This is a genomic window from Streptomyces sp. NPDC051578, from assembly GCF_044454045.1.
Taxonomy (GTDB): domain Bacteria; phylum Actinomycetota; class Actinomycetes; order Streptomycetales; family Streptomycetaceae; genus Streptomyces.
The window spans coordinates 54,951-75,565 of sequence record NZ_JBITDH010000007.1 but is presented as its reverse complement, the minus strand read 5'-3'; the positions used below and the strand labels follow the sequence as shown (position 1 = coordinate 75,565).

The following is a 20,615-nucleotide window of genomic DNA, read 5'->3' as shown; positions in this document are numbered from 1 at the left end:
TTCACGGCACGAAAGACGGCGGTGCGCTCACTGTCGGCCGGGGCCGGCTTCTCCGCCGCAGCGGAACCCCGCTCGCCCTCGGCAGCCGCACGCGGCTCCCCGGCCGGCTTCCCCTCCGCCGCAGTAGAGCCGGACGCCTCGCCGGCACCCGCGCCGGAACCGGGCTTCGCGACGCCGAACGCAGTCTTCTCCGGCTCACCCGACCCCGACGCCTTGGCCGAATCCCGGCCATCGGCGTCCGAAGGCGCAGCCGCGCCGGGCGTGCTCGGGCGTCGGTCGGCCGGGACTGCCGGGGCGGTGGAGTCCGCCTCGGGCTCCGCCGGGGTGCGGGCCGGGGCGCGGTCCGCCGGGCCCTGCGAGGGCTCCGTAGCGACCCAGGCCGCCACCGCTTCCTTCAAGGGGTCCCGGTCACCCGGCTCCGCCTCCTCGCGCGGGCGCAGGACCGACAGCCTCGGGTCCCGCTCCGCACGCGGCGTGGCGGGCTCCGCCGTCCCCGACGCACCTTCATCTACCGACTTGTCGGGGGACTCGCCCGCCACCAGTTCCTCCTCGTTCGCCGTCCGGTCGCTGTCCGAACCGTCTAACAGTGTCCCGTCTCGGGGGCATCGCCCACCCGCTAGACGAGAACGACATAGCTGCCGGTTCCCCCACAAAGCGTCCAGGCGCTCTCGACAGATGAATGTGAGAGGCGTCACCCTGTCACTCATCCACGCGGGGAGGCATGGATGGGCAGGAGCCGCAGAACAATTCCGGAGGAGCTTCTGCTGCTCGCCTTGGACCCGACCACGGGAACCACGGCGCAGCCGCAGTCGCTCGACCTCGGCCTGGCCGGGGCACAGCTAGTAGAGCTGGCTCTGGCAGGACGGATAGCCCCTGATGGGGATCGTATCGCCGTGGTGATGCCACGGCCGACAGGAGATCCGACTCTGGACTCCGCACTGGAACTGCTGCGCAGGCGCGGCAGCCCGGTCCGGGCCGTTCACTGGATCGGCGGGCCCCGGCTGGGGCTCCGTCAGATTTACCTCGCTCACCTGGAGCGCTGCGGCATGGTCCATGCCGTCGCGGGACAGATGTGCGGGGTGCTGCCGACGACTCGCTACCAGGCGACGGACACGGCGATCAGCCGGGAGATCCGTGCCCGGCTCGACAGTGCGATCCGCACCGGCGTACCGCCGGACCCGCGGACCGCGGCGCTCGCCGCACTGGCCCACGCGGTCGGACTCGGCAAGCACCTGTACCCCGGCAACGAGGGGCGGTCGTCCAGGTCCCGGCTGCGGGACCTGATCCGGCACGACCCCATGGGCGGTCTCGTGGCGCACGCCGTCATGGACGTCCAGAACGGGGTGGCGGCACAGCCGAGGCGGGACCGCGCCCCGGCCACCGCGTCGGCAACGGCCTCGGCACCGGCGGCACCCACCGCCCGAGCCGCCGCCGTACCGATGCAGCCGCGCCGCACGGGTGCGATGGCCCGGGTGGCCGCGCACTGAACAGCGGCTGAGCACCAGCCGAGCAGCACACGCAGCACCACACGCAGCACCACGCGCACCACCACCCGCACCGCGGCCCGCGACACCCCTTGACCCACCCAGCGGGCCGGCACCACACGCGCCACGCCGCAACCGGCCGTCCCCCAAAGACCCGGTTCGGGAGCCGCCCGCGTGCGGGGCGGTGGGACCGGATCACCGGTCCCACCGGCCCGCACGTCTGTCTTTCCGGTCCGTTCCCCAGCGCCGCCGCACCCTTCGGTGGCAGTCTGCTGAACATCAGGCACGCAGAGAGACAGATCCAGAAGAAGGCGGAGGTGCCGTCCCCGTGGCGTCCAATGTCAATCCCACCGTCCGACGCCGCCGACTGGGCATGGAGTTGCGCAAGTTGCGCGAGGACAAAGGAATGACGGCCGAGCAGGTCGCCGAGCGCCTGCTCGTTTCCCAGTCCAAGATCAGTCGGCTGGAGAACGGCCGTCGCTCCATCAGCCAGCGCGACGTCCGTGACCTGTGCGACGTGTACGAGGTCGAGGACCGCCGGCTCGTCGACTCCCTCATGCAGATGGCCAAGGACTCCCGCCAGCAGGGCTGGTGGCACGCCTTCGGCGATATCCCGTACAGCGTCTACATCGGCCTGGAAACGGATGCGACCAGTCTGCGCACGTACGAGCCCCAGATGGTCCCCGGCCTGCTCCAGACCCCCGAGTACGCCCATGCCCTGATCCGCGGCGCGCTGCCGGAGACCGCACCGGCCGACGTGGACAAGCGCGTCCAGGTCCGGATGCACCGCCAGAAGCGGCTCTCCGAGACGGACAACAACAACCCGGAGGTCGGTCCGCTGCGGCTGTGGGCGGTGATCGACGAGGCGGCGCTGCGCCGGCACGTGGGGGACGCGCAGTTGATGATCCGGCAGCTCGAATACTTGATAGAGCAGTCGGAACAGCCGTACATCACCGTGCAGGTGATGCCCTTCTCGATGGGCGCCCATCCCGGTGTCAACGGTCAGTACGCCATCCTCGAATTCCCGGACGCCTCCGACTCGACCGTGGTCTACATCGAAGGCGTCACGAGCGATTTGTACCTGGAGAAGGCCAACGACGTTCAGAAGTACAGCGTGATGTACGAGCACTTGCGCGCCCAAGCGCTCAATGTCGAACAGACACGGCAGTTCATCGCCGAGATCATTGACCACTATGCGGGCAAGGGGAAGTAAAAGCGGAGGAAACCGGCCAGGTGGCGAGGGGGGCCGGTACGGTACACCGTCACTCCCCGGCCACAGAAGGCCTGAATGGAATATGCCACCCGGTCGAGTGAACGCCCACTTCACCCGTCGGACGGTGCGGGTAGCGTCGATCACGTCGGCCGGAAGCAGTGGCCGGCGAGACCCGGAACTACTCGCTGAACCGGAGAAAAACATGGCTATTCGTCAGGGTGCTACGGAAAACTGGACCAAGTCCTCCTACTCCGGCGGAAACGGCGCCTGCGTCGAGGTCAAGTCGCCCGTCATGGAGGCCATCGCGGTCCGCGACTCGAAGGTGCAGGACGGCCCGTCCCTCACCTTCGCGCCGGGGTCCTGGAACTCCTTCGTCGCCGACGTCACCGAGGGCCGGCTGGGACGCCTCGCCTGAGGGTGACGACGTCCGCCCGCCTCACGAACAAGCCGTTGGTTGAAGCCCTCTCGACCGGTCGCCGTCCAGGCCGAGGGGGTTTTGCCCTGTCCGGAGCGGTGTCCGGAGCGGTGTCCCGCGCCGCGTCCGCCGCCCGGCGGGAGCCGCCGCGCCCCCGGCCGGACCGCCCTCAGCGCAGCCGGTCCACGTAACGGTCCGTCCCCGGCACCGTCGGGATGAACGGCGCCACCAGCTCGACCCGCCCCAGACCCGCCTGCGCGACCTCCGCGTCCAGTCCCTCGAACCGGTGCCAGCAGGTCCGGGGATCGGCCTCCAGGAACCAGAGCAGCGTCAACCGGGTGCCGACTCCCTCGACCTGCTTGACGTACGTCATGCGGTCGCCGGGCAGCGGCGTCGGCCGGAAGACCGTCACCATCGCCGCGGGACCGCCCGCGAGCCGCTTCGGCAGCGACCGCGAGCGCAGCCACTCCAGCAGTCGCGCCCGCTGCTCGGGGCCGTCGGCGTCGACGACCTGGAGGACCAGCCCGGCGTAGGGATGGTCGAGGGCGTGGAAGTCGCGCGGTCCGGCCGCGCCGTCGCGGTAGACGGTGGCCTCGTGGTCCTGGAAGGCCGTGAAGACGTGCGTACGGTCCTGGTAGACGCGGCCGTCGCGGTTCAGCCGCTTGTTGATGCCGACGGTCCACTTCATGTGCTCGTCGTACCGGCCTTCGGTCACCCAGTACGTCGACAGGTAGCACCCGGCCGTGACGGGCTGGGCGACGGCCGACTTCTCCGGGTAGCGCAGCTCCTGGAGGTCCCTGGTGGCGACCCAGCGGCGTCCGGCGTACATCCAGGGCATGGCCATGGCACCGGCGTAGTAGTGGTCGTCCTCGTACCAGCGGTTGTACGCGAACTCGTGGCCCGGGTGCGGTTCGACCATGGTGATCAGCGCGTGGCCGGGGCGGACGCCGTACGGGCCCACGGAGGCGAGCGCCGCGTAGTCCTCGGCCCGGGTGCCGCCGCCCTGCGTCGATGGGCCGTCCGCCGCCGCCCCGTCCGCCGTCGTCCCGTCCGCCGTCGTCTCGTGTGTCGTCGTCTCGTGTCTCGTCATGACACCGGTCTATCTGATGCAGCGTCAGTTGGGGAGGGGTCCGGCACCGCCACGGTCGGGGCCCGTTCACGTGGCGGACAGGTAGGTGCCCCCTGCACCTTTCGTGGTTAGGCTGCGCGCACCCGTCTGCCGAAGGAGTCCCCATGTCCGGCCCCGCCGCCCTCCAGCCGCTGCCCGCCTTCGCCGCCAGGACGGCCGCGGTGGCGGGTTCGCCCATCCGCGACATCCTCTCCCTCACCGACCGCCCCGAGGTGGTCTCCTTCGCCGGCGGCTACCCGGCACCCGAACTCTTCGACTCCGCCGGCCTGCGCGCGGCCTACGACGCGGTCCTGTCCGCCCCCGCCTCCGCCGCCCGGGCCCTGCAGTACTCGACCACCGAGGGCGTGCCGGAGCTCCGCGCGACGATCGCCGCCCGCGCCACCGCCCGGGGGCTGGCCACCTCCCCCGACCAGGTCGTCGTCACCACCGGCTCCCAGCAGGGGCTGGCCCTGCTCACCGGCGCCCTGCTCGACCCGGGCGACGTCGTCCTCGTCGAGAACCCGACGTACCTGGCGGCGCTCCAGGGCTTCGGCCTGGCCGGGGCCCGGGTCGTGCCCGTCCCCTGCGACGAGGACGGCATCCTCCCGGACGCCCTTGAGGAGATCGTCCGGCGGGAGCGGCCCAAGCTGCTGTACGCGATACCCACCTTCCAGAACCCGACGGGCCGCACCCTCCCGGGAGCCCGCCGGGCGGCGGTCGCGGAGATCGCCGGCCGGCTCGGACTGTGGCTGGTGGAGGACGACCCGTACGGTGACCTCCGCTACGAGGGGGCGCACGAGCCGTGGCTCGCCGCGCACCCCGGGGCGCAGGACCGCACGGCCCTGCTCGGCAGCTTCTCCAAGGTCATGGCCCCCGGCCTGCGCCTGGGCTGGCTCCGCGCCCCGGCGGCCCTGCTGCGGGCCGCGGTCGTCGCCAAGCAGGCGGCCGACCTGCACACCTCGACGGTGAACCAGCTGGCGGCCGCCCACTACCTGGCCGCGGTGGACCTGGACGCCCACATCGCCTCCGTCCGCGCGGCCTACCGCGTCCGCCGGGACGCGCTGCTGACCGGCCTGCCCGAGGCGCTCCCGGCGGGCTCGGAGTGGAACCGGCCGGAGGGCGGCATGTTCGTCTGGGCCCGGCTGCCCGCCGGGTACGACGCGACGGCCCTGCTCAAGTCCGCCGTCGCGCACGACGTGGCCTACGTTCCCGGGGCCCCCTTCTTCACCGGCACCCCCGACCACCGGACCCTGCGGCTGTCGTTCGTCACGCACACCCCGGCCGAGATCGCCGAAGGGCTGCGCCGGCTGGGCCGCGCCCTTCGGTAGCCAGCCCTCGGCCCGCCCCCGGCCGGACCCCGGGCCGGCCCCCTCAGCCGCCCCCTCGACCGGTTCCTCAGCCGTACAGCTTCTCGATCTCGGCGGCGTACCGCTGCGCCACCACCGCCCGCCGGAGTTTCAGGGTCGGCGTCAAGGTGCCCTCCTCGACGGAGAAGTCCTCGGCGAGCAGGTGGAAGGCCCGGATCCGGGCCGGGCGGGAGACGGTGGCGTTGGCCTCCTCCACGGCCCGCGCCACCAGGGCCCGGACCGCCGGGTGTTCCTCGGGCCGGGCCAGGGCGTCCGGGGCGATCCCCTCCCGGTCCGCCCAGGCCGCGATCTCGTCGGTGTCCAGGGTGATCAGGGCCACCGGGTGGGGGCGGTGGTCGCCGATCAGCACCGCGCGCGAGACGTAGCGGGACGCCTGGAGGGCGAACTCGACTTCCGTCGGGGTGATGTTCTTCCCCGCCGAGGTGATGATCAGCTCCTTCTTCCGGCCGGTGATCGACAGGAAACCGTCGGCGTCGAGCGAGCCCAGGTCGCCGGTGTGCAGCCAGCCGTCCGCGTCGACGGCCGACGCCGTAGCGGTCGCGTTGCCGTGGTAGCCCGGGAAGACCATCGGGCCGCGGGCCAGTACCTCGCCGTCCTCCGCGATCCGGACCTCGCAGCCCGCGACCGGCCGGCCCACCGTGCCGGGGCGGGCCGACCCCGGGTGGTTGAGGCTGATCACCCCGGCGGACTCCGTCATGCCGTAGCCCTCGTAGACCGGGATCCCGCAGGCCCGCAGGAAGTCCAGGGTGGCGGGCGCGATCGGGGCGCCGCCGGTCAGCGCCCAGGTGAGCCGGCCCCCGAAGGCGGCGCGGACGGGGGCGTACAGCGTTTCACGCGCTGTCTCGTACGCCGTGCGCGCCTCCTCGGGCAGGCGCCCCTCCGCGGCCAGCACGCCCAGCCGCACGGCCTCCTCGAAGCGCTCCCGGCCGCCCTCCACCGACTCCGCGAGCGACAGCACCACCGAGTGGAGCTTCTCGAACAGGCGCGGCACCGAGGGCAGGTGGGTCGGCGCCACCTCGGCGACCTCGGCGAGGACGTCCTCGATCCGGCCGCCGAAGTAGCAGAGCTCCCCTCCCTGGAGCAGGGTGGTGAACTGGATCAGCTGCGCCAGCAGGTGCGCGAGCGGGAGGTAGAGGTACGTGGTGTCCCCCGGACCGCCCGTCACCACCGGCAAAGTGGCGTCCTGGACGGCGCCGAGGTTGGCGTGGGTGAGCCGGCACCCCTTCGGCGGCCCGGTCGTCCCGGAGGTGTAGACGATGGCGGCGTCCGCGTCCGGGGTCACCGCCTCCGCGCGGGCGCGCAGTTCCTCCTCCGGGGCCGGTGGCAGTTCCGGCAGGGCGTCCATCAGCACCACCGCCCGCAGCGCCGGGAGCCGCCCGCGCAGGGCCTCCACGCGGGCCGCCTGGGCGGCGTCGTCGCAGACCGCCACCACCGCCGCGGAGTCCGACAACACCCAGGCCAGCTCCTCCTCCCCCGCCGTCGGGTAGACCGGCACCAGGACGGCGCCCGCCGCCAGCACCCCGAAGTGCGTGTACGTCCACTGCGGCCGGGTCTCCGCGAGGACCACCACCCGCTCACCCGCCACGGTGCCGAGACCGAGCAGGGCCCGCCCCGTGCGGCGGACGCGGGCGCGCAGGTCCTCGTAGGAGAGCGTGCTCCAGCCGCCTTCCGGGGCAGTGGCGGTGCCCGACCGGAAGCGGAGCGCGCTGTGGCGCCCGTACCGCTCCCCCGTCCACTCGGTGAAGAGAGCCAGCGTGTGCGGTCGCGCCAGGTCCTGTGCGGCGTCCATCGTCTTCGCCTCCCGGGGAGTGAGTACGACGACGCTAGGCACCGCGGCGGCCCGTGCGGCATGACCGAAAGCGTCAGCACCGCTGACCGCAGCGCTCATTGGGGCTACCGTCGGTTGCATGGGGAGGCGGACGATCACCGTGCACCATGTGCGTGCCCTGCTCGCGGGGGCGCGGCGGGCCGGCATCGATACGGTGCCGCTGCTGCAAGAGGCGCAGGTCCCGCCGCTGTTGCTGGGCGACGACCGGGCGCGGATCACGCCCGCGCAGTTCGCCCGGCTGTTCCGGGCGCTGTACCGCACGACGCAGGACGAGTTCCTGGGTCTGGGCGCGCTGCCGAGCCGGCCTGGGACGTTCGCGATGATGTGCTACGCCTCGCTGGGCTGCCGGGACCTGGGGGCGGCCGTCGAACGGGCCGCGGCCTTCTACGGGTTGTTCCCGGGCGGCCCGGAACTGGCGCTGGAGGTCGGGGACGGCGAGGCCAGGTTCGTGGTGCGGAGCGACTTCGTGGAGGGCCGCGCCGGGAACTTAGGCCGGGTCGAGGAGCGTTTCCTCTGCGAATGCGTGCTCGCGATCTGGCACCGGTTGAGCAGCTGGCTGATCGGGCGCCGCATCCCGCTGCTGTACGCGGCGTTCGCGTATCCCGCGCCGCCGTACGCGCAGGAGTACGAGCTGCTCTTCGACTGCCCGGTCCGCTTCGGCGCCGACCGCACGGCCGCCGCGTTCGACGCGCAGTGGCTGACCGCGCCGCTCGTACGGGAGGAGCCCGCCCTCGACGCGATGCTGCGCCGGGCCCCCTTCGACCTGCTGTCGCGGCCGGAGTACGGGACCACGGTCGCGGAACAGGTGCGCCGGACGCTGACGCGGCGACTGCGCACCTCGCCCAGGCTGCCGGAGCTCGGGGAGGTCGCGGCGCGCCTCGCGGTGTCCCCGGCGACGCTGCGGCGGCGCCTGCGACAGGAGGGCACGTCCTTCCAGCAGTTGAAGGACCACGTGCGGCGGGACGCGGCGATCGCGGGGCTCGCGGAGAGCGGCGAGCCCATCGCGGAGCTCGCCGCCAGGCTGGGCTTCTCCGAGGACACCGCCTTCCACCGCGCGTTCCGCCGCTGGACGGGCACCACCCCGGGCGCCTACCGCATCGCCTCGACCGGCTGACCCCCTCCCCACCCACCCCACCGCCGCCACCGCCGGGCAGCCCGGGCCTGGGGGCGGCTCCCGGCCGAAGGCCGCTCCCGCGCGCAGGGGGCCGGAAACACCGGACATCGTGCCACCGCCCGAACCGCCCGGCGCGGCGGTGGGGCGACTCGTCCGCCCGGCGCCAGGCCCGGCGGACCCGGCGCGACGCGGCCCGAGCGCGAGACTCCCGGCCGAAGGCCGCTCCCGCGCGCAGGGGGCCGGAAACACCGGACATCGTGCCACCGCCCGAACCGCCCGGCTTGGCGGCACGGCACGGGGGCGACTCCCGGCCGAAGGCCGCTCCCGGGCGGGGCGGGGGTGCGGAGTCCGGGAGGCTCGGGTGCTCGGCTTGGCGGGCGCGGCGTTGGGTGGGGTGGTGGGTGCGGTCAGCAAAGGTGAGCTGCGCAGTCAGCGACGTGCCGACCGGTCGGTCACTACCTTCTCCTCACCTGCCCCCACACGGACACTTGGGAGAGCCGCCCATGCGTTTGCGCAGCACCGCCCTCGCCGCCGTGGCCGCCCTGGCCCTCGGCCTCGCGGCCGCGAGCCCCGCCACCGCCACCGCCACCGCCGACCGCCCCGGCGACCTCGTCGCCGTCGCGCCCTCTGCGTTCCACCCGCTGCCCGGCCAGCCCACGAACACCAAGGCCTGGAAGATCAGCTACCGCTCCACCACCGCCGACGGCGCGCCCGACGTCGTCACCGGGACGGTCATCGTCCCGCAGGACGGCCGCACCGGTCCCCGCCCCCTCGTCACCTACGCCGTCGGCACCGTCGGCATGGGCGACTCCTGCGCCCCGAGCAACAACTTCCCCAGCGGAACCGCCATGGAGGCCAACCTCATCCAGCAGCTCACCCTGCGCGGCTGGGCGGTGGTCGTCACCGACTACGAGGGCCTCGGCACGCCCGGCGTGCACACCTACACCGTCGGCCCCTCCGCCGGGCACGCCATGCTCGACGCGGCCCGAGCGGCCCTGCGCCTCCCCGAGGCCGGGCTGCCCGGGAACACGCCGATCGGCATCATGGGCTACTCCCAGGGCGGCCAGGCCAGCAGCTGGGCCGCCGAGCTGCAGGGCTCGTACGCACCGGAGTTGCAGGTCAAGGGCACCGCGACCGGCGGTGTCCCGGCGGACCTGATGAAGGTCGCCGACTTCAACAACGGCTCCTACGGCTCCGGGCTGATCTTCATGGCGGCCGCCGGACAGGACGCCGCCTTCCCGGAGCTGAAACTCGACTCCTACCTCAACCCGGCGGGCAAGGTCCTGGTCAGCGGCCTGCGCGAGGGCTGCGTCGCCATCGACGCCATCGCCGGCTCCTTCAAGCGGATCTCCGACCTCACCACCCGCGACCCGCTCGCCCAGCCCGACTGGCGGGCCCGGCTCGCCCAGAGCAGGCTCGGCGGGACCGCCCCGGCCGCGCCCGTGTACCAGTACCACGCGCTCGGCGACGAGTTGATCCCGTACGCCGTGGGCCGCGAGCTGCGCTCCGAGTGGTGCGCGCGGGGCGCGGACGTCGAGTTCGACACCGTCTGGGTCGGTGAGCACGTCAGCGGTGTCATCAGCCACTCCCCTGCGGCCGGCAACTGGCTCGCGGACCGTTTCGCGGGGCGCCCCACGCACGCCAACTGCTGACGCTCCTCCTCACGGCACGCCAACTGCTGACGGGCCGCCCCACGCACGCCGACTGCCGACCCCTACGCGCTGCCGGGCGGCGGTGTCCGGGCCACCCGCCCCTCACCGCCCCCGGTACAGCGCGTCGATCTCCCGCGCGAACTCCCGGGCGATGACTCCCCGCCGCAGCTTGAGCGACGGCGTCAGGTGCCCCCGCTCCTCGGTGAAGTCCTGTTGCAGCAGCACGAACCGCCGTATCGACTCCGGCCGCGACACCAGCGCGTTCGCCTCGTCCACCCCCCGCTGCACGTCCGCCCGCAGTTCCTCGTCCCGCACCAGCTCCGCCATCGGCAGGTCGCCCTTCTTGTGCATCTGCCGCCAGTGCGCCAGCCCTTCCCCGTCCAGGGTGATCAGCGCGGCGACGTACGGCCGGTTGTCGCCGACCACCAGGCACTGGGCCACCAGCGGATGCGCCCGCAGCGCGTCCTCCAGGACCGCCGGGGCGACGTTCTTGCCGCCGGAGGTGATGATCAGGTCCTTCTTGCGCCCGGTGATGGTCAGGTATCCGTCCGCGTCCAGCTCCCCGATGTCGCCGGTCGCGAACCATCCGCCGGGCACCGTCGCCCCGCCGTTCCAGTAGCCCGCGAAGACGTGCGGCCCGTGCAGCAGCACCTCCCCGTCCTCGGCGATGCGCACCGCCGTCCCCGGCAGCGGCCACCCGACGGTGCCCAGGCGGGGCCTCAGCGGGGGCGTCACCGTCGCGGCCGCCGTGGTCTCCGTCAGGCCGTAGCCCTCGAACACCTCCACCCCGGCGCCCGCGTAGAACGCCGCGAGCCGCGCGCCGAGCGGTGAACCCCCGCTGAGGACGTACCGGACGCGCCCGCCCAGCGCGGCCCGGATCCGCCGGTACACGAGCGGGTCGTACAGCGCCCGCGCCGCCCGCAGCCCCCACCCGGGAGCGTCGCTCTCCCCGTAGCGCCGCGCCGTCCTCGCCGCCCGGTCGAAGGACGCCGCCCGGCCCATCGACTCCGCCGTCGCCCGCGCGGTGTTGTAGACCTTCTCCAGGACGTACGGGATGGCCAGCAGGAACGTCGGTCTGAATCCGGCGAGGTCCGCCAGCAGGTCTTCCGTACGGATACTCGGCGCGTGTCCGAGCTTCACCCGCGCGCGCATGCAGCCCACGGCCACCATCCGCCCGAACACGTGCGACAGCGGCAGGAACAGCAGGGTCGAGGCCGGCTCGCTGCTCACGGCGCGGAAGACCGGGTGCAACAGCTCGACGGCGTTGTCGACTTCGGCGAAGAAGTTCCCGTGCGTCAGCACGCACCCCTTCGGCCGGCCGGTGGTGCCGGAGGTGTAGACGAGCGTGGCGACGTCCTGTGGTGTACGGACCCGCCTGCGCTCGTGGACCAGCGCCTCCGGGATGCGTTCCCCGGCCTTGACGAGCCGCGCCACGGCTCCCGTGTCGAACTCCCACAGGTGCACCAGCCCGGGCAGGTTCACCCGTTCGGCGCTGATGATGCGGGCCTGCATGGTGTCCTCCACGGCGCAGGCCGCCGCCCCCGAGTCCTGGATGATCCACCGCGCCTGGGCCGCTGAGGAGGTCGGGTAGATCGGCACCGTCACCAGCCCGGCCGCCCAGCCCGCGAAGTCCAGCAGGGTCCACTCGTAGGTGGTACGGGCCATGATGGCGAGCCGGTCCCCGGGCCGCAGACCCTCGGCGATCAGCCCCTTGGCGACGGCGAGCACCTCGGCGGCGAAGTCGGCGGCGCTCACGTCGCGCCAGCTGCCGTCGGGCTGCTTGCGCGCGAGCACGGCCTCGCCGGGCGCCTCGGCCGCGTTGTCGAACGGTACGTCCCCGAGCGACCCCCGCGCGGGCGGGCCGACGAGCGGGGGCACCGCCACCTGCCGCACCACCCCGTCGACCACGGTCTTCACTGGCTCGGCCGGCTCAGCGGGCTTCGGCTCGGCATGCACGGGCGTTCTCCTCGGTTCGACTCCGGAGTTACCGCCGGTAATCTACGCACCGGTAAGGGCCGCTGACCAGCCCCTGCACACGCCCCGACCAACCCGGACCCGAGTCCTCCACTTATCGCCCACGCCCGCCGCACGCCCCACGCCGCAGCGCGCCCGTCACACGCCGAGACGCGGACCCGGCGGTGTGGAACCGCCGGGTCCGCGCAGAGGGCGCACTGCCGGACGCAGTGGGAACGGCTAGTCGGTGCAGTACCTCTTGAGCGCCGCGTTGAAGGCGCTGTCGTACGCGGCGTCGTGGGCTTCCTTGGCCTTCTTCGCCCCTTCGGAGTTCGGGACCAGGCCCTGCAGGTTGTTGTTCTGCGGAGGCTTCGGCTGGGCGTCGCAGTTGCCCGCCTGTGCCAGCGCCTTGCCGTCCGTGAAGCCCTCCTTGGCGCCGCGCTGCCGTTCGGAGGTGATCAGCTTCTGGTTGACCGCGTCCTGAGCCGCCGCGCCGCCCAGGCAGTCGGCGTTGGACCCGCCGTTCTGGAAGGCCTTGTACTTGCCCGCCGGCACGTCACCGGAGGTGAACTTGCCGTCGTCGCCGACAGTGGCGGTGCCGCCGCCCGCGCCGTCGGTCTGGTCGAGGAAGACCTTGCCCTTGGTCTTGTCGAATCCCTCGCCGGACACGATCGCTTTTGTCGCGTCGCCGGCTTTGGCTTCGACGAAGCACTCGGCCGCGGCGGGAGCGGCGGCCGGAGCCGTCTTCGGGGTCGCGGCGGCCCATCCGGTGGCGGCCGTACCGATGGCCAGCGAACAGGCCATGAGGGGGGTGAACAGAGTGATGCGGGTTCGTTGGTTCATCGTCGTTCCTCACCTGTGGTGGGGCAGGGTGAAGGAGTCACGAGGCCGAACACTGCGAGTGGGCAAACGGACTGCGGCCCACGATGCCGGCGCAGTGCGCGGGGGCGGGTGCGCTCCGGGCGCACGTCCCGATCGACCCCGGAAGGAGTCCGTCACCCCCATGCTCCCCTGCCCCCCGGAACCTGTCGACCGGGAGCCGCTCCACCCCGTCGGGGCCGAGTGGAGCAGGTGGGGCCCGTGGATATAAATGGCTCGACATCAGTCGCGGTGATCGGGGACGCTTCGCGCGATGACCAGAATCGACGACACGCCGCCCGCGTGGGACGAGCGCACCCAGCTCACCACGTTCCTCGACTACACACGTGACACCGCCCGCGCCAAGTGCGAGGGCGTCTCCGCGGAGAACGCCCGCGCGGCCATCCTGCCGGGCTCACCGCTGATGACCATGAGCGGAGTGATCAACCATCTCCGCTGGGTCGAGTACTACTGGTTCCAAGTGGTCTTCCTCGGCGAGGAAGACCAGGGCCCCTGGACCGAGGAGGACCCCGACCGCGAGATGCGCATCGCCGTCGACTTCCCGCTCACGCAGTTGCTCGACGAGTACGCCGAACAGAGCGCCCGATACCGCGAACTGGTCGCCGCGAACAGCCTGGAAACCCGGGCCGAGCGAGCCGTCCGCGACGGCCTCCACGTCGACCTGCGCTGGATCCTCCTCCACCTCACCGAGGAGACGGCCCGCCACAACGGCCATCTGGACATCCTGCGCGAGATGCTCGACGGCACGACGGGCAACTAGCCTAGGCCGCCGACGCGTCGGCGGCCTCGGTGCACTCGGCCGACTCGGAACCGGACTCGGCGCGCTCGACAGGGCCACATTCGCGGCAGCGGCCCGGTTCCTTGGAGCGGAAGACGCGTTCGCAGCCGTCGCAGGTCTGGAACGGGTCCGGGCGCGCCGCCTGGACGACGGGCAAGGCCACGGGGAGTGGCGGTGGGAGCATCGTGCCGAGCCGGTAGCCGATGATGCCCGCCGGGTTGCGCAGGGGCCCGGGGAGGTCGGCGCTCAGCTTGTGCGCGATGACATCGGGGGCGATCCCGCGTTCGAGCCAGGCGGAGAGACCGGGTGCGAGGCGGAGGACGTCCCGTTCGGACAGGAGCAGTCGGGGATCGAGGCCGCGCAGCCCCGCCAACAGGTCGAAGGCGGCCGGGTGGAGGGCCACGGGGGCCGGTTCGGGCCCTTCGGGTTCCGGTTCCGGCTCCTCGGCCTCGCGGTCCGGCTCCTCGGCCTCCCATGCGGCTTCCGGCGCCGACTCCGGACCCGGTTCCGGTCCAAGCCCAGGCCCAGACCCAGGCCCAGACCCAGGCCCGGGTTCCGGCACGGGTTCCGGCACGGGGGCGGGCCGCACGCGCCTGGGACGGGGCTCCGCGGGTTCGTCCGCCTCGGCGCCCGGCTGCTCGTAGTAGTACGTCCGCGTCACCATCCGCCCGCTGTCCAGCCGTACGACTCGCCGCTCGACGTAACCGAACCGCTCCAACTCCCGTAGCGCCGAGGCCAGTCGGATCTCCCCCTCGGGGAAGCGCGCGGCCAGCGCCTTGATCCCGACGGGTGCTCCGTCCGGCAGCGACTGGATGTACAGGGCGACGCCGATGGCGGTCGCCGACAGCCGGGCGTGCTGGGCCAGGTGGTTCCCGACCACCGTGAAGCGCCTGCGGTGGCGGGACTTGACGTGAATGACTCCGGACCGGTGATCTCCGGCCGTAAGCCGGGCGGCGGCGCGGGGTAGCGCACTAGACTGCGTGAAAGCCATCGGGAAGCGGCTACTTCCTAGTTGGTCAGGCCCTCGTCCGGGATGCCAGTCCCGGCGGGGGCCGTCTCATGTCTGGGGTTGTCGAGCTGAGCATATGCCAGCCAACCCGGCGCAAATCCAGCCCAGTTGTCACAGTTCACCCATCCGAGCGACGGGAGGCCGGGAGGGTTGGCCGGTGGTCCTTCACCCTCTTTCGTCCTGGGAAGTACAGGAGCCAACCGCACCGGGTCCCGCCCCGCCGCGATCCGGTCGCCACCGCCCGCCCGAGGGGGACGAACCAACCCGAACCACCCGCACCGGAGGGTCCTCTCCTTCGGCTCGCTACCGGCCCGCACCACTACCGGATCCGGCGCCGTCACCCGCGCGGCCGAGGTCCGCGATGATCTCCGCGCCCAGGGCGTAGGCCGGTACGCCCGAGGTGATGAGGGCGGTTTCGGCGACGCCGATGAGGTCGGGGACGGTGGCGCCGGCGTGGAGGGCGCCCCGGGCGTGGATGCGGGCGGGGTGTTCGCGGCCCAGGGAGAGGAGCTGTCCGAAGTGGACGAGCTGCTGCACGCGCGCGCCCAGCGGGTTCTCGGTCAGCACGATGTGCCGCAGCGCCGCGAGCGCCTCCTCGGTGGGGAGCCGGTCGAACTCCCGTGCCAGGCGCAGCCGGTCCTGTACGCCGCCCGGGACACCGCCGAGGGTGGAGGCGTAGCGGGCGCGCACGGCCTCGGCGCGGCGGGCGAAGTCGTCGTCGCTCATGACGCGACCCGTGCGATCGAGGCGCGTACGGCCTCCAGGGCACCCTCGGGGAAGTCCACGGCCCCGCCGATGGCGGCCGCCGCGATCTCCGCCTCGGCGCTCTCCTCGATCGCCACCACCAGGTGGGCGGTCGCCGCCGCGTCCGGGCCGAACACCAGGATCCCGTGGTTGGCCAGCAGGGCCGCGGAGGTCGTCGGGTACCGCTCCAGTACGTCGGCGATGCCGCGCACCGCCACGTCGGAGCCGCGCGGTCCCCAGGGGACCACCGGGACGGTCTCGGCCTGCCCGAAGCGGAGCATCGGCTCGGTCCGGCACGGCAGGGGCCGGTTGGCCACGGCGAAGGCCGTCGCGGAGGGCGAGTGGGTGTGGATGACGGCGCCCACCTGCGGACGGGCCCGGTAGACGATGCTGTGCATGGTGATGATCTCGGCGCTGACCGACCGCAGTTCCCCCTCCAGGACCTGCCCGTCGAGACTGACGACCGCCAGGTCCCCGGGCCCGATCCCCCGGACGAATCCGGGCGTCAGAAGGAAGCTGTCGTCATCGATCCGGGCACTGAGGTTGGCGTGCCCCGAGTGGGACATCACCCCCGCCCCGAAGAGCGCCTCCGCCGCCTTGACCAGGTCGTTCCTTACGTGTGTGGTTGCCATTCCGGCACCTCCGAAGTCTGCCGGCAGCGGCCGCTCTGGTTCGCCGCTGCCCTCGTGCACCCCACTCTTCAACTTGAACTAAGGTTTAAGTCAAGCGGCCGGCCCAAGAGCCGGAGCCTGACGAGGAGCGGCCCATGCGCATGACCATCGGACAGCTCTCCGAGGCCACCGGGGTTCCGGCGTCCGCCATCCGGTTCTGGGAACGCCACGGCCTTCTGCCCGCGCCCGAACGCCAGGGCGGCCAGCGACGCTACCCGCCGGAGGCCGCGCAGCGGATCGTGGTGCTGCGCAAGTGCCAGCAGGCCGGACTGACCCTGGCGGAGATCGGTGAGTTCCAGGAGGACCGGGCGACGAGACAGGCGATGATCCGCGCCAAGATCGCCGAGGTCGAGCAGCGGATGATCGACCTCGACCACGCACATCAGTTGCTGGTCCACGCCCTCCAGTGCGGCGAGGAGGACATCGTCACCTGCCCGAAGTTCCGTGAGCAGATGGCGGCCTGGGAGGCACCCTCGGGCTAGTCGCGCCCCACGAGACCTCCGCCCACACCACCTTCCCCGGCGCGGGCCCCTCCCGTACGCCCCACCGGTCGGCGAGGGCGTCGACCAGCACCAGCCCCCGCCCCGGCGGGCAGAGCGCGGGCAGCCGGTCACCGCGCGTATCGGCCACCTCGATCCGCAGCAGGCCCGGCCGCGCGAGCAACTCCAGCCGGAATCCCCTCCCGGCGACCCGCCCGTGGGTGACGGCGTTCACGGCCAGCTCGGCCACGATCGCGCGCGGAGCGTCCAAAGGCAGGCCCCAGCCGCGCAGTTGCTCGACGGCGAGCAGCCGGGCGAGCCGGGCCCCGCGCGGTGTGGCGGACAGGAGGACGTCATAGTGCCGGGCGTCGAGCGCGCTTCCGGCGAGTTCACTGTTCACCTCACAGAGCGTGGCGGTGTGTGCGTAGCGTGAGGAGGCACAACGCCCTTGCGTCCGGGCTTTGTCCGGACGTTGTCCCGTGCTGTCCGGGCCGTCCGGACCGTTGCCCCGGGTAGTGGGCGTTGAGGACATCGGCTCGTCGGAGGTGGCGCGCATGGGCGTGGACAGTGACGGTACGGAAGACGCCGGCTGGGACGTCGATCCCGAGGACGAACAGGGGGTCGCGGTCCTTTCCGCCCTGGGCCGCCAGCTCCGCATCTGGCGGGAACAGGCGGGGATGCGGGCCTCGGACCTGGGCGTGGCGATCGGGTACGGGGAGGACCTGGTCCGCAAGGTCGAGTCGGGCAAGCGCATCCCGCGCCCGGAGTACCTGGACAAGGCGGACGAGGCGCTGGGGGCGGGCGGGAAGATCCGCGCGATGAAGCCGGACATGGAGCAGGTGCGGTACCCGAAGAAGGTCCGGGACCTGGCGAAGCTGGAGGCGCGGGCGGTGGAGCTGTCGGCCTACGGCAACCACAACCTGCACGGACTGCTCCAGACGGATGCCTACGCGCGGGCACTGTTCGAGATGGCGCAGCCTCCTCAGTCCCCCGAAGAGGTCGAACGAGGGGTGGCGGGGCGTTTGGCGCGCCAGTCGATCTTCGATCGGGTGCCGCCGCCTGCGCTCAGCTTCGTCCAAGAAGAGGTAACCCTTCGGCGCACCATCGGAGGCACAATGGTTCTGCGTAGGCAGCTGGAACGCCTACTGAAATTAGCCCAGTTGCGGAATGTCACGATTCAGGTGATGCCGACCAACTGCGATGACCATGCTGGGATGGGGGGCCTGATCCAGGTGCTGAAGTTCGGTGACGGCACGGCGGTCGGACGCTCGGAGGGCGTATTCAACGGCCGACCCGTATCCGAGCCACGGCAGCTACAGATCTTGGAGCTGCGCTATGGAATGATCCGCGCGCAGGCTCTCTCACCACGGGCGTCCCGGGCCTTCATCGAGCAATTGCTGGGAGAAATATGACCCCCAAGTCCGAGCTGCAATGGTTCAAGAGCAGCTACAGCGACAGCAGCGACATCAACGACTGCGTCGAAGTGGCCTGGTTCAAGAGCACTTACAGCGACAGCAGCGAAGGTGACGACTGCGTCGAGGTGGCCACCACGCCCGCCGCCGTCCTCGTCCGGGACTCCAAGGACACCGACATCCCCCACCTCGCCTTCGGTCCCGCCGCCTGGGCGGGTTTCGTGGCCTCGACCCGCTGAACCGCGCCGCACCGCACCGCACCGCACCGGAAAACACCGCGGCCCCCGCCCGGACGGGGGCGGGGGCCGCGGTGCGTGCGTACGGGCCTCAGGCGGCGACGGCCACCGGCGTGCGGGCCGGCTCCTCCAGCGGGGAGGACGAGGCGGCCGCGTAGGCCTTCTTGTCCAGGATTCCCTCGCGGGCCGAGACGATGACCGGGACCACGGCCTGACCGGCCACGTTGGTGGCGGTGCGCATCATGTCCAGGATCGGGTCGATCGCCATCAGCAGGCCCACACCCTCCAGGGGCAGGCCCAGCGTGGACAGGGTCAGGGTCAGCATGACCGTGGCGCCGGTCAGACCCGCCGTGGCGGCGGACCCGACGACCGACACGAAGGCGATGAGCACGTACTCCTTGATGCCCAGCTGGACGTCGAAGATCTGCGCGATGAAGATCGCCGCCAGCGCCGGGTAGATCGCGGCGCAGCCGTCCATCTTCGTCGTGGCGCCGAACGGGACGGCGAAGGAGGCGTACTCCTTCGGGACGCCGAGGCGCTCGGTGACCTTCTGGGTGACCGGCATGGTGCCGACCGAGGAGCGGGAGACGAAGGCCAGCTGGATGGCCGGCCAGGCGCCCTTGAAGAACTGGAGCGGGTTGACCTTGGCGACCGTCGCGAGGAGCAGCGGGTACACGCCGAACATCACGAGGGCGGAGCCGATGTAGACGTCCGCGGTGAAGGTGGCGTACTTGCCGATCAGGTCCCAGCCGTAGGTGGCGATGGCGGTGCCGATGAGGCCGACGGTGCCGATGGGCGCGAGGCGGATGACCCACCACAGGGCCTTCTGGAGCAGCTCCAGGACGGACTCGGCGAGGGTGAGGACGGGCTGCGCCTTGCTGCCGAGCTGGAGGGCGGCGATACCGGCGACGGCCGCGAGGAAGACGATCTGGAGGACGTTCAGCTCGGTGAACGGCGTGACGATGTCCTTCGGCACGATGCCGGTCAGGAAGTCGATCCACGAGCCCTGATGCTTGGGCAGCTTGCCGTCCTGCGGGGTGAGGCCGGTGCCGGCGCCCGGGTGCGTCAGGAGGCCGATGGTCAGACCGATGCCCACCGCGATCAGCGACGTGATCATGAACCACAGCAGGGTGCGGGAGGCGAGCCGGGCGGCGTTGTTCACCTTGCGCAGGTTGGTGATCGACACCAGGATCGCGAAGAAGACGAGCGGGGCGACGGCCAGCTTGAGCAGCTGGATGAAGATGTCGCCGATCTGCTCAAGGGTCGTGCCCAGCCAGCTGATGTCCTGGCTCTTGGCGAGCCAGCCGAACAGCACGCCGAGCGCGAGACCGGTGACGATCTGGGCCCAGAACGGGAACTTGAACGAGGCCTTGGCGGCGGGGGCCGGGGCCTGGGGGGTGGCGGACACGGACACTCTCCGGGGGTGACGCGTCACGGACGACGCGTGAAGAACGGGGACGCGCAGGAACAGACGGAAGGTTTCTGCGGTGGTGGTGTGCTGGTGGTGACGCGGTGCGGCAGCACCCGGAGGAAGCCGGGCCGGCCGGGACCACTGCCGTATCGGTGAGCCGTATGGGGCAGTCGGCTCAGCGACAACAGCAACAGGCCGCGGACACGCGGCGGCAGAGGTCGACGTGCAGGCGCGCCACGAGCGGGACGCTCGCGGTCATCTGGTGCGCAACTGTGGTCAACATGTTCAACACGCTAACACTTCTCCTTTGAGAATCTCAAAGGCGCCCTTTGAGCCATGGTCGCGACGGGCCGGAGGGCGAAGCCCCGCGGACCCGCCCGGAACACACGAAAGCCCCAGCGTTACGGGCGGTATTCCCGTTGCTGGGGCGGATACGTGTGTGAGGAAGCTAACCGGGCCGGGGCCCGGTCCGGGTCAGGCGACGCGGGCGGCGTCGTCGGCCGCGTCCTCCTGGCCGCGGTTCTCGGCGAGCTTCTGCTTCGCACCCGCGACCCGTCCGGAGATCTGCGCGGACATCTCGTCGCGCTGCTTGCGCAGGAGGACGAACGAGAGCGGCGCGGAGAGCACGAGGGCGAGCAGCACGACCCAGGCGAAGTTCGCGTCACCGAGGCCCGCGGGCACCCAGCCGAGGCGGACGAGTACGGCGACGAACACCAGGCACCCGACGAAGATGCCCAGACGCATCGCGGTGTAGCGGATCGTCGCGCTCGGCTTGAGGGACACGGTGACCCCTTCTCTCTGTCTTCGTACGGCGGCACGTGCCCGTCCAGTGAAGCACGCCGGGGCCGCGTTCCGGTCCGCC

The 20,615-nt window shown here is 72.0% G+C and carries 20 protein-coding genes and 1 pseudogene; 10 read left to right on the top strand and 11 right to left on the bottom strand.

Annotated features, from left to right (window positions below):
• Positions 1–539, bottom strand: a pseudogene (locus tag ACIA6C_RS25595) (hypothetical protein); the annotation flags it as partial.
• 186 nt (positions 540–725) lie between these two features.
• Between ACIA6C_RS25595 and ACIA6C_RS25590 the strand changes: the two are divergent.
• The 3 genes from ACIA6C_RS25590 to ACIA6C_RS25580 all read left to right on the top strand — a co-directional run bounded on the left by ACIA6C_RS25590 (position 726) and on the right by ACIA6C_RS25580 (position 3,112).
• The gene (locus ACIA6C_RS25590) at positions 726–1,487 is read left to right on the top strand and encodes a GPP34 family phosphoprotein (RefSeq protein ID WP_361137247.1); all 762 of its coding nucleotides are present in this window, start codon (positions 726–728) and stop codon (positions 1,485–1,487) included.
• Positions 1,488–1,812: 325 nt separating this feature from the next.
• Complete coding sequence (locus ACIA6C_RS25585) at positions 1,813–2,697, top strand: helix-turn-helix transcriptional regulator (RefSeq protein ID WP_329195995.1); 885 nt, start codon at positions 1,813–1,815, stop codon at positions 2,695–2,697.
• Between the two features lie 202 nt (positions 2,698–2,899).
• Complete coding sequence (locus ACIA6C_RS25580) at positions 2,900–3,112, top strand: DUF397 domain-containing protein (RefSeq protein WP_399279226.1); 213 nt, start codon at positions 2,900–2,902, stop codon at positions 3,110–3,112.
• 169 nt (positions 3,113–3,281) lie between these two features.
• Here the strand turns inward: ACIA6C_RS25580 and ACIA6C_RS25575 are convergent, their stop codons facing one another.
• Positions 3,282–4,202, bottom strand: a complete 921-nt coding sequence (locus ACIA6C_RS25575) for a hypothetical protein (protein WP_399279224.1) — start codon at positions 4,200–4,202, stop codon at positions 3,282–3,284.
• A 143-nt stretch (positions 4,203–4,345) separates the two neighbouring features.
• Between ACIA6C_RS25575 and ACIA6C_RS25570 the strand changes: the two genes are divergently transcribed.
• Positions 4,346–5,548 (top strand): PLP-dependent aminotransferase family protein, encoded by a 1,203-nt coding sequence (locus ACIA6C_RS25570; protein WP_399279222.1) that lies wholly within the window; start codon positions 4,346–4,348, stop codon positions 5,546–5,548.
• Between the two features lie 67 nt (positions 5,549–5,615).
• On the opposite strand, the gene ACIA6C_RS25565 is transcribed toward ACIA6C_RS25570, so the two are convergent.
• The gene (locus tag ACIA6C_RS25565; RefSeq protein WP_399279220.1) at positions 5,616–7,376 is read right to left on the bottom strand and encodes an AMP-dependent synthetase/ligase; all 1,761 of its coding nucleotides are present in this window, start codon (positions 7,374–7,376) and stop codon (positions 5,616–5,618) included.
• Between the two features lie 118 nt (positions 7,377–7,494).
• On the opposite strand from ACIA6C_RS25565, the gene ACIA6C_RS25560 reads away from it, so the two are divergent.
• Together ACIA6C_RS25560 and ACIA6C_RS25555 are read left to right on the top strand one after the other, a co-directional pair.
• A complete protein-coding gene (locus ACIA6C_RS25560) occupies positions 7,495–8,529 on the top strand; it encodes an AraC family transcriptional regulator (protein ID WP_399279218.1) in 1,035 nt (344 codons plus the stop codon).
• 503 nt (positions 8,530–9,032) lie between these two features.
• Positions 9,033–10,181, top strand: a complete 1,149-nt coding sequence (locus tag ACIA6C_RS25555) for a lipase family protein (RefSeq protein WP_399279216.1) — start codon at positions 9,033–9,035, stop codon at positions 10,179–10,181.
• A 102-nt stretch (positions 10,182–10,283) separates the two neighbouring features.
• On the opposite strand, the gene ACIA6C_RS25550 is transcribed toward ACIA6C_RS25555, so the two are convergent.
• On the bottom strand, positions 10,284–12,137 hold the full coding sequence (locus ACIA6C_RS25550) for an AMP-dependent synthetase/ligase (protein WP_399279214.1): 1,854 nt from the start codon (positions 12,135–12,137) through the stop codon (positions 10,284–10,286).
• A gap of 237 nt (positions 12,138–12,374) precedes the next feature.
• Positions 12,375–12,977, bottom strand: a complete 603-nt coding sequence (locus ACIA6C_RS25545; protein WP_399279212.1) for a hypothetical protein — start codon at positions 12,975–12,977, stop codon at positions 12,375–12,377.
• Positions 12,978–13,266: 289 nt separating this feature from the next.
• Between ACIA6C_RS25545 and ACIA6C_RS25540 the strand changes: the two genes are divergently transcribed.
• Positions 13,267–13,773, top strand: a complete 507-nt coding sequence (locus tag ACIA6C_RS25540; protein WP_399279210.1) for a DinB family protein — start codon at positions 13,267–13,269, stop codon at positions 13,771–13,773.
• A 1-nt stretch (position 13,774) separates the two neighbouring features.
• Here ACIA6C_RS25540 and ACIA6C_RS25535 read toward each other — a convergent pair whose 3' ends face one another.
• The 3 genes from ACIA6C_RS25535 to ACIA6C_RS25525 form a co-directional block, all read right to left on the bottom strand.
• Entirely contained in the window at positions 13,775–14,671 is an 897-nt protein-coding gene (locus ACIA6C_RS25535; RefSeq protein WP_399279208.1) for a helix-turn-helix domain-containing protein, read from the bottom strand.
• A gap of 432 nt (positions 14,672–15,103) precedes the next feature.
• Complete coding sequence (locus ACIA6C_RS25530) at positions 15,104–15,526, bottom strand: carboxymuconolactone decarboxylase family protein (RefSeq protein ID WP_399279206.1); 423 nt, start codon at positions 15,524–15,526, stop codon at positions 15,104–15,106.
• Positions 15,523–16,176 (bottom strand): class II aldolase/adducin family protein, encoded by a 654-nt coding sequence (locus ACIA6C_RS25525; protein WP_399279204.1) that lies wholly within the window; start codon positions 16,174–16,176, stop codon positions 15,523–15,525. The genes ACIA6C_RS25530 and ACIA6C_RS25525 overlap by 4 nt, the downstream gene beginning before the upstream one ends.
• Before the next feature lie 134 nt (positions 16,177–16,310).
• Between ACIA6C_RS25525 and ACIA6C_RS25520 the strand changes: the two genes are divergently transcribed.
• Entirely contained in the window at positions 16,311–16,697 is a 387-nt protein-coding gene (locus ACIA6C_RS25520) for a MerR family transcriptional regulator (protein WP_399279202.1), read from the top strand.
• Here the strand turns inward: ACIA6C_RS25520 and ACIA6C_RS25515 are convergent.
• Positions 16,642–17,094 (bottom strand): ATP-binding protein, encoded by a 453-nt coding sequence (locus tag ACIA6C_RS25515; RefSeq protein ID WP_399279200.1) that lies wholly within the window; start codon positions 17,092–17,094, stop codon positions 16,642–16,644. The two genes, ACIA6C_RS25520 and ACIA6C_RS25515, sit on opposite strands and share 56 nt — an antisense overlap.
• A 154-nt stretch (positions 17,095–17,248) precedes the next feature.
• On the opposite strand from ACIA6C_RS25515, the gene ACIA6C_RS25510 reads away from it, so the two are divergent.
• Both ACIA6C_RS25510 and ACIA6C_RS25505 read left to right on the top strand, forming a co-directional pair.
• Positions 17,249–18,106, top strand: a complete 858-nt coding sequence (locus tag ACIA6C_RS25510) for a helix-turn-helix domain-containing protein (protein WP_399279198.1) — start codon at positions 17,249–17,251, stop codon at positions 18,104–18,106.
• Complete coding sequence (locus ACIA6C_RS25505) at positions 18,103–18,345, top strand: DUF397 domain-containing protein (protein ID WP_399279196.1); 243 nt, start codon at positions 18,103–18,105, stop codon at positions 18,343–18,345. The genes ACIA6C_RS25510 and ACIA6C_RS25505 overlap by 4 nt, the downstream gene beginning before the upstream one ends.
• 88 nt (positions 18,346–18,433) lie before the next feature.
• Here the strand turns inward: ACIA6C_RS25505 and ACIA6C_RS25500 are convergent, their stop codons facing one another.
• Entirely contained in the window at positions 18,434–19,756 is a 1,323-nt protein-coding gene (locus ACIA6C_RS25500) for a dicarboxylate/amino acid:cation symporter (RefSeq protein WP_361139455.1), read from the bottom strand.
• A 471-nt stretch (positions 19,757–20,227) separates the two neighbouring features.
• Positions 20,228–20,497: a DUF4229 domain-containing protein gene (locus tag ACIA6C_RS25495; RefSeq protein ID WP_399279514.1), complete on the bottom strand. Its 270-nt coding sequence runs from the start codon at positions 20,495–20,497 to the stop codon at positions 20,228–20,230.
• Positions 20,498–20,615: the final 118 nt, after the last annotated feature.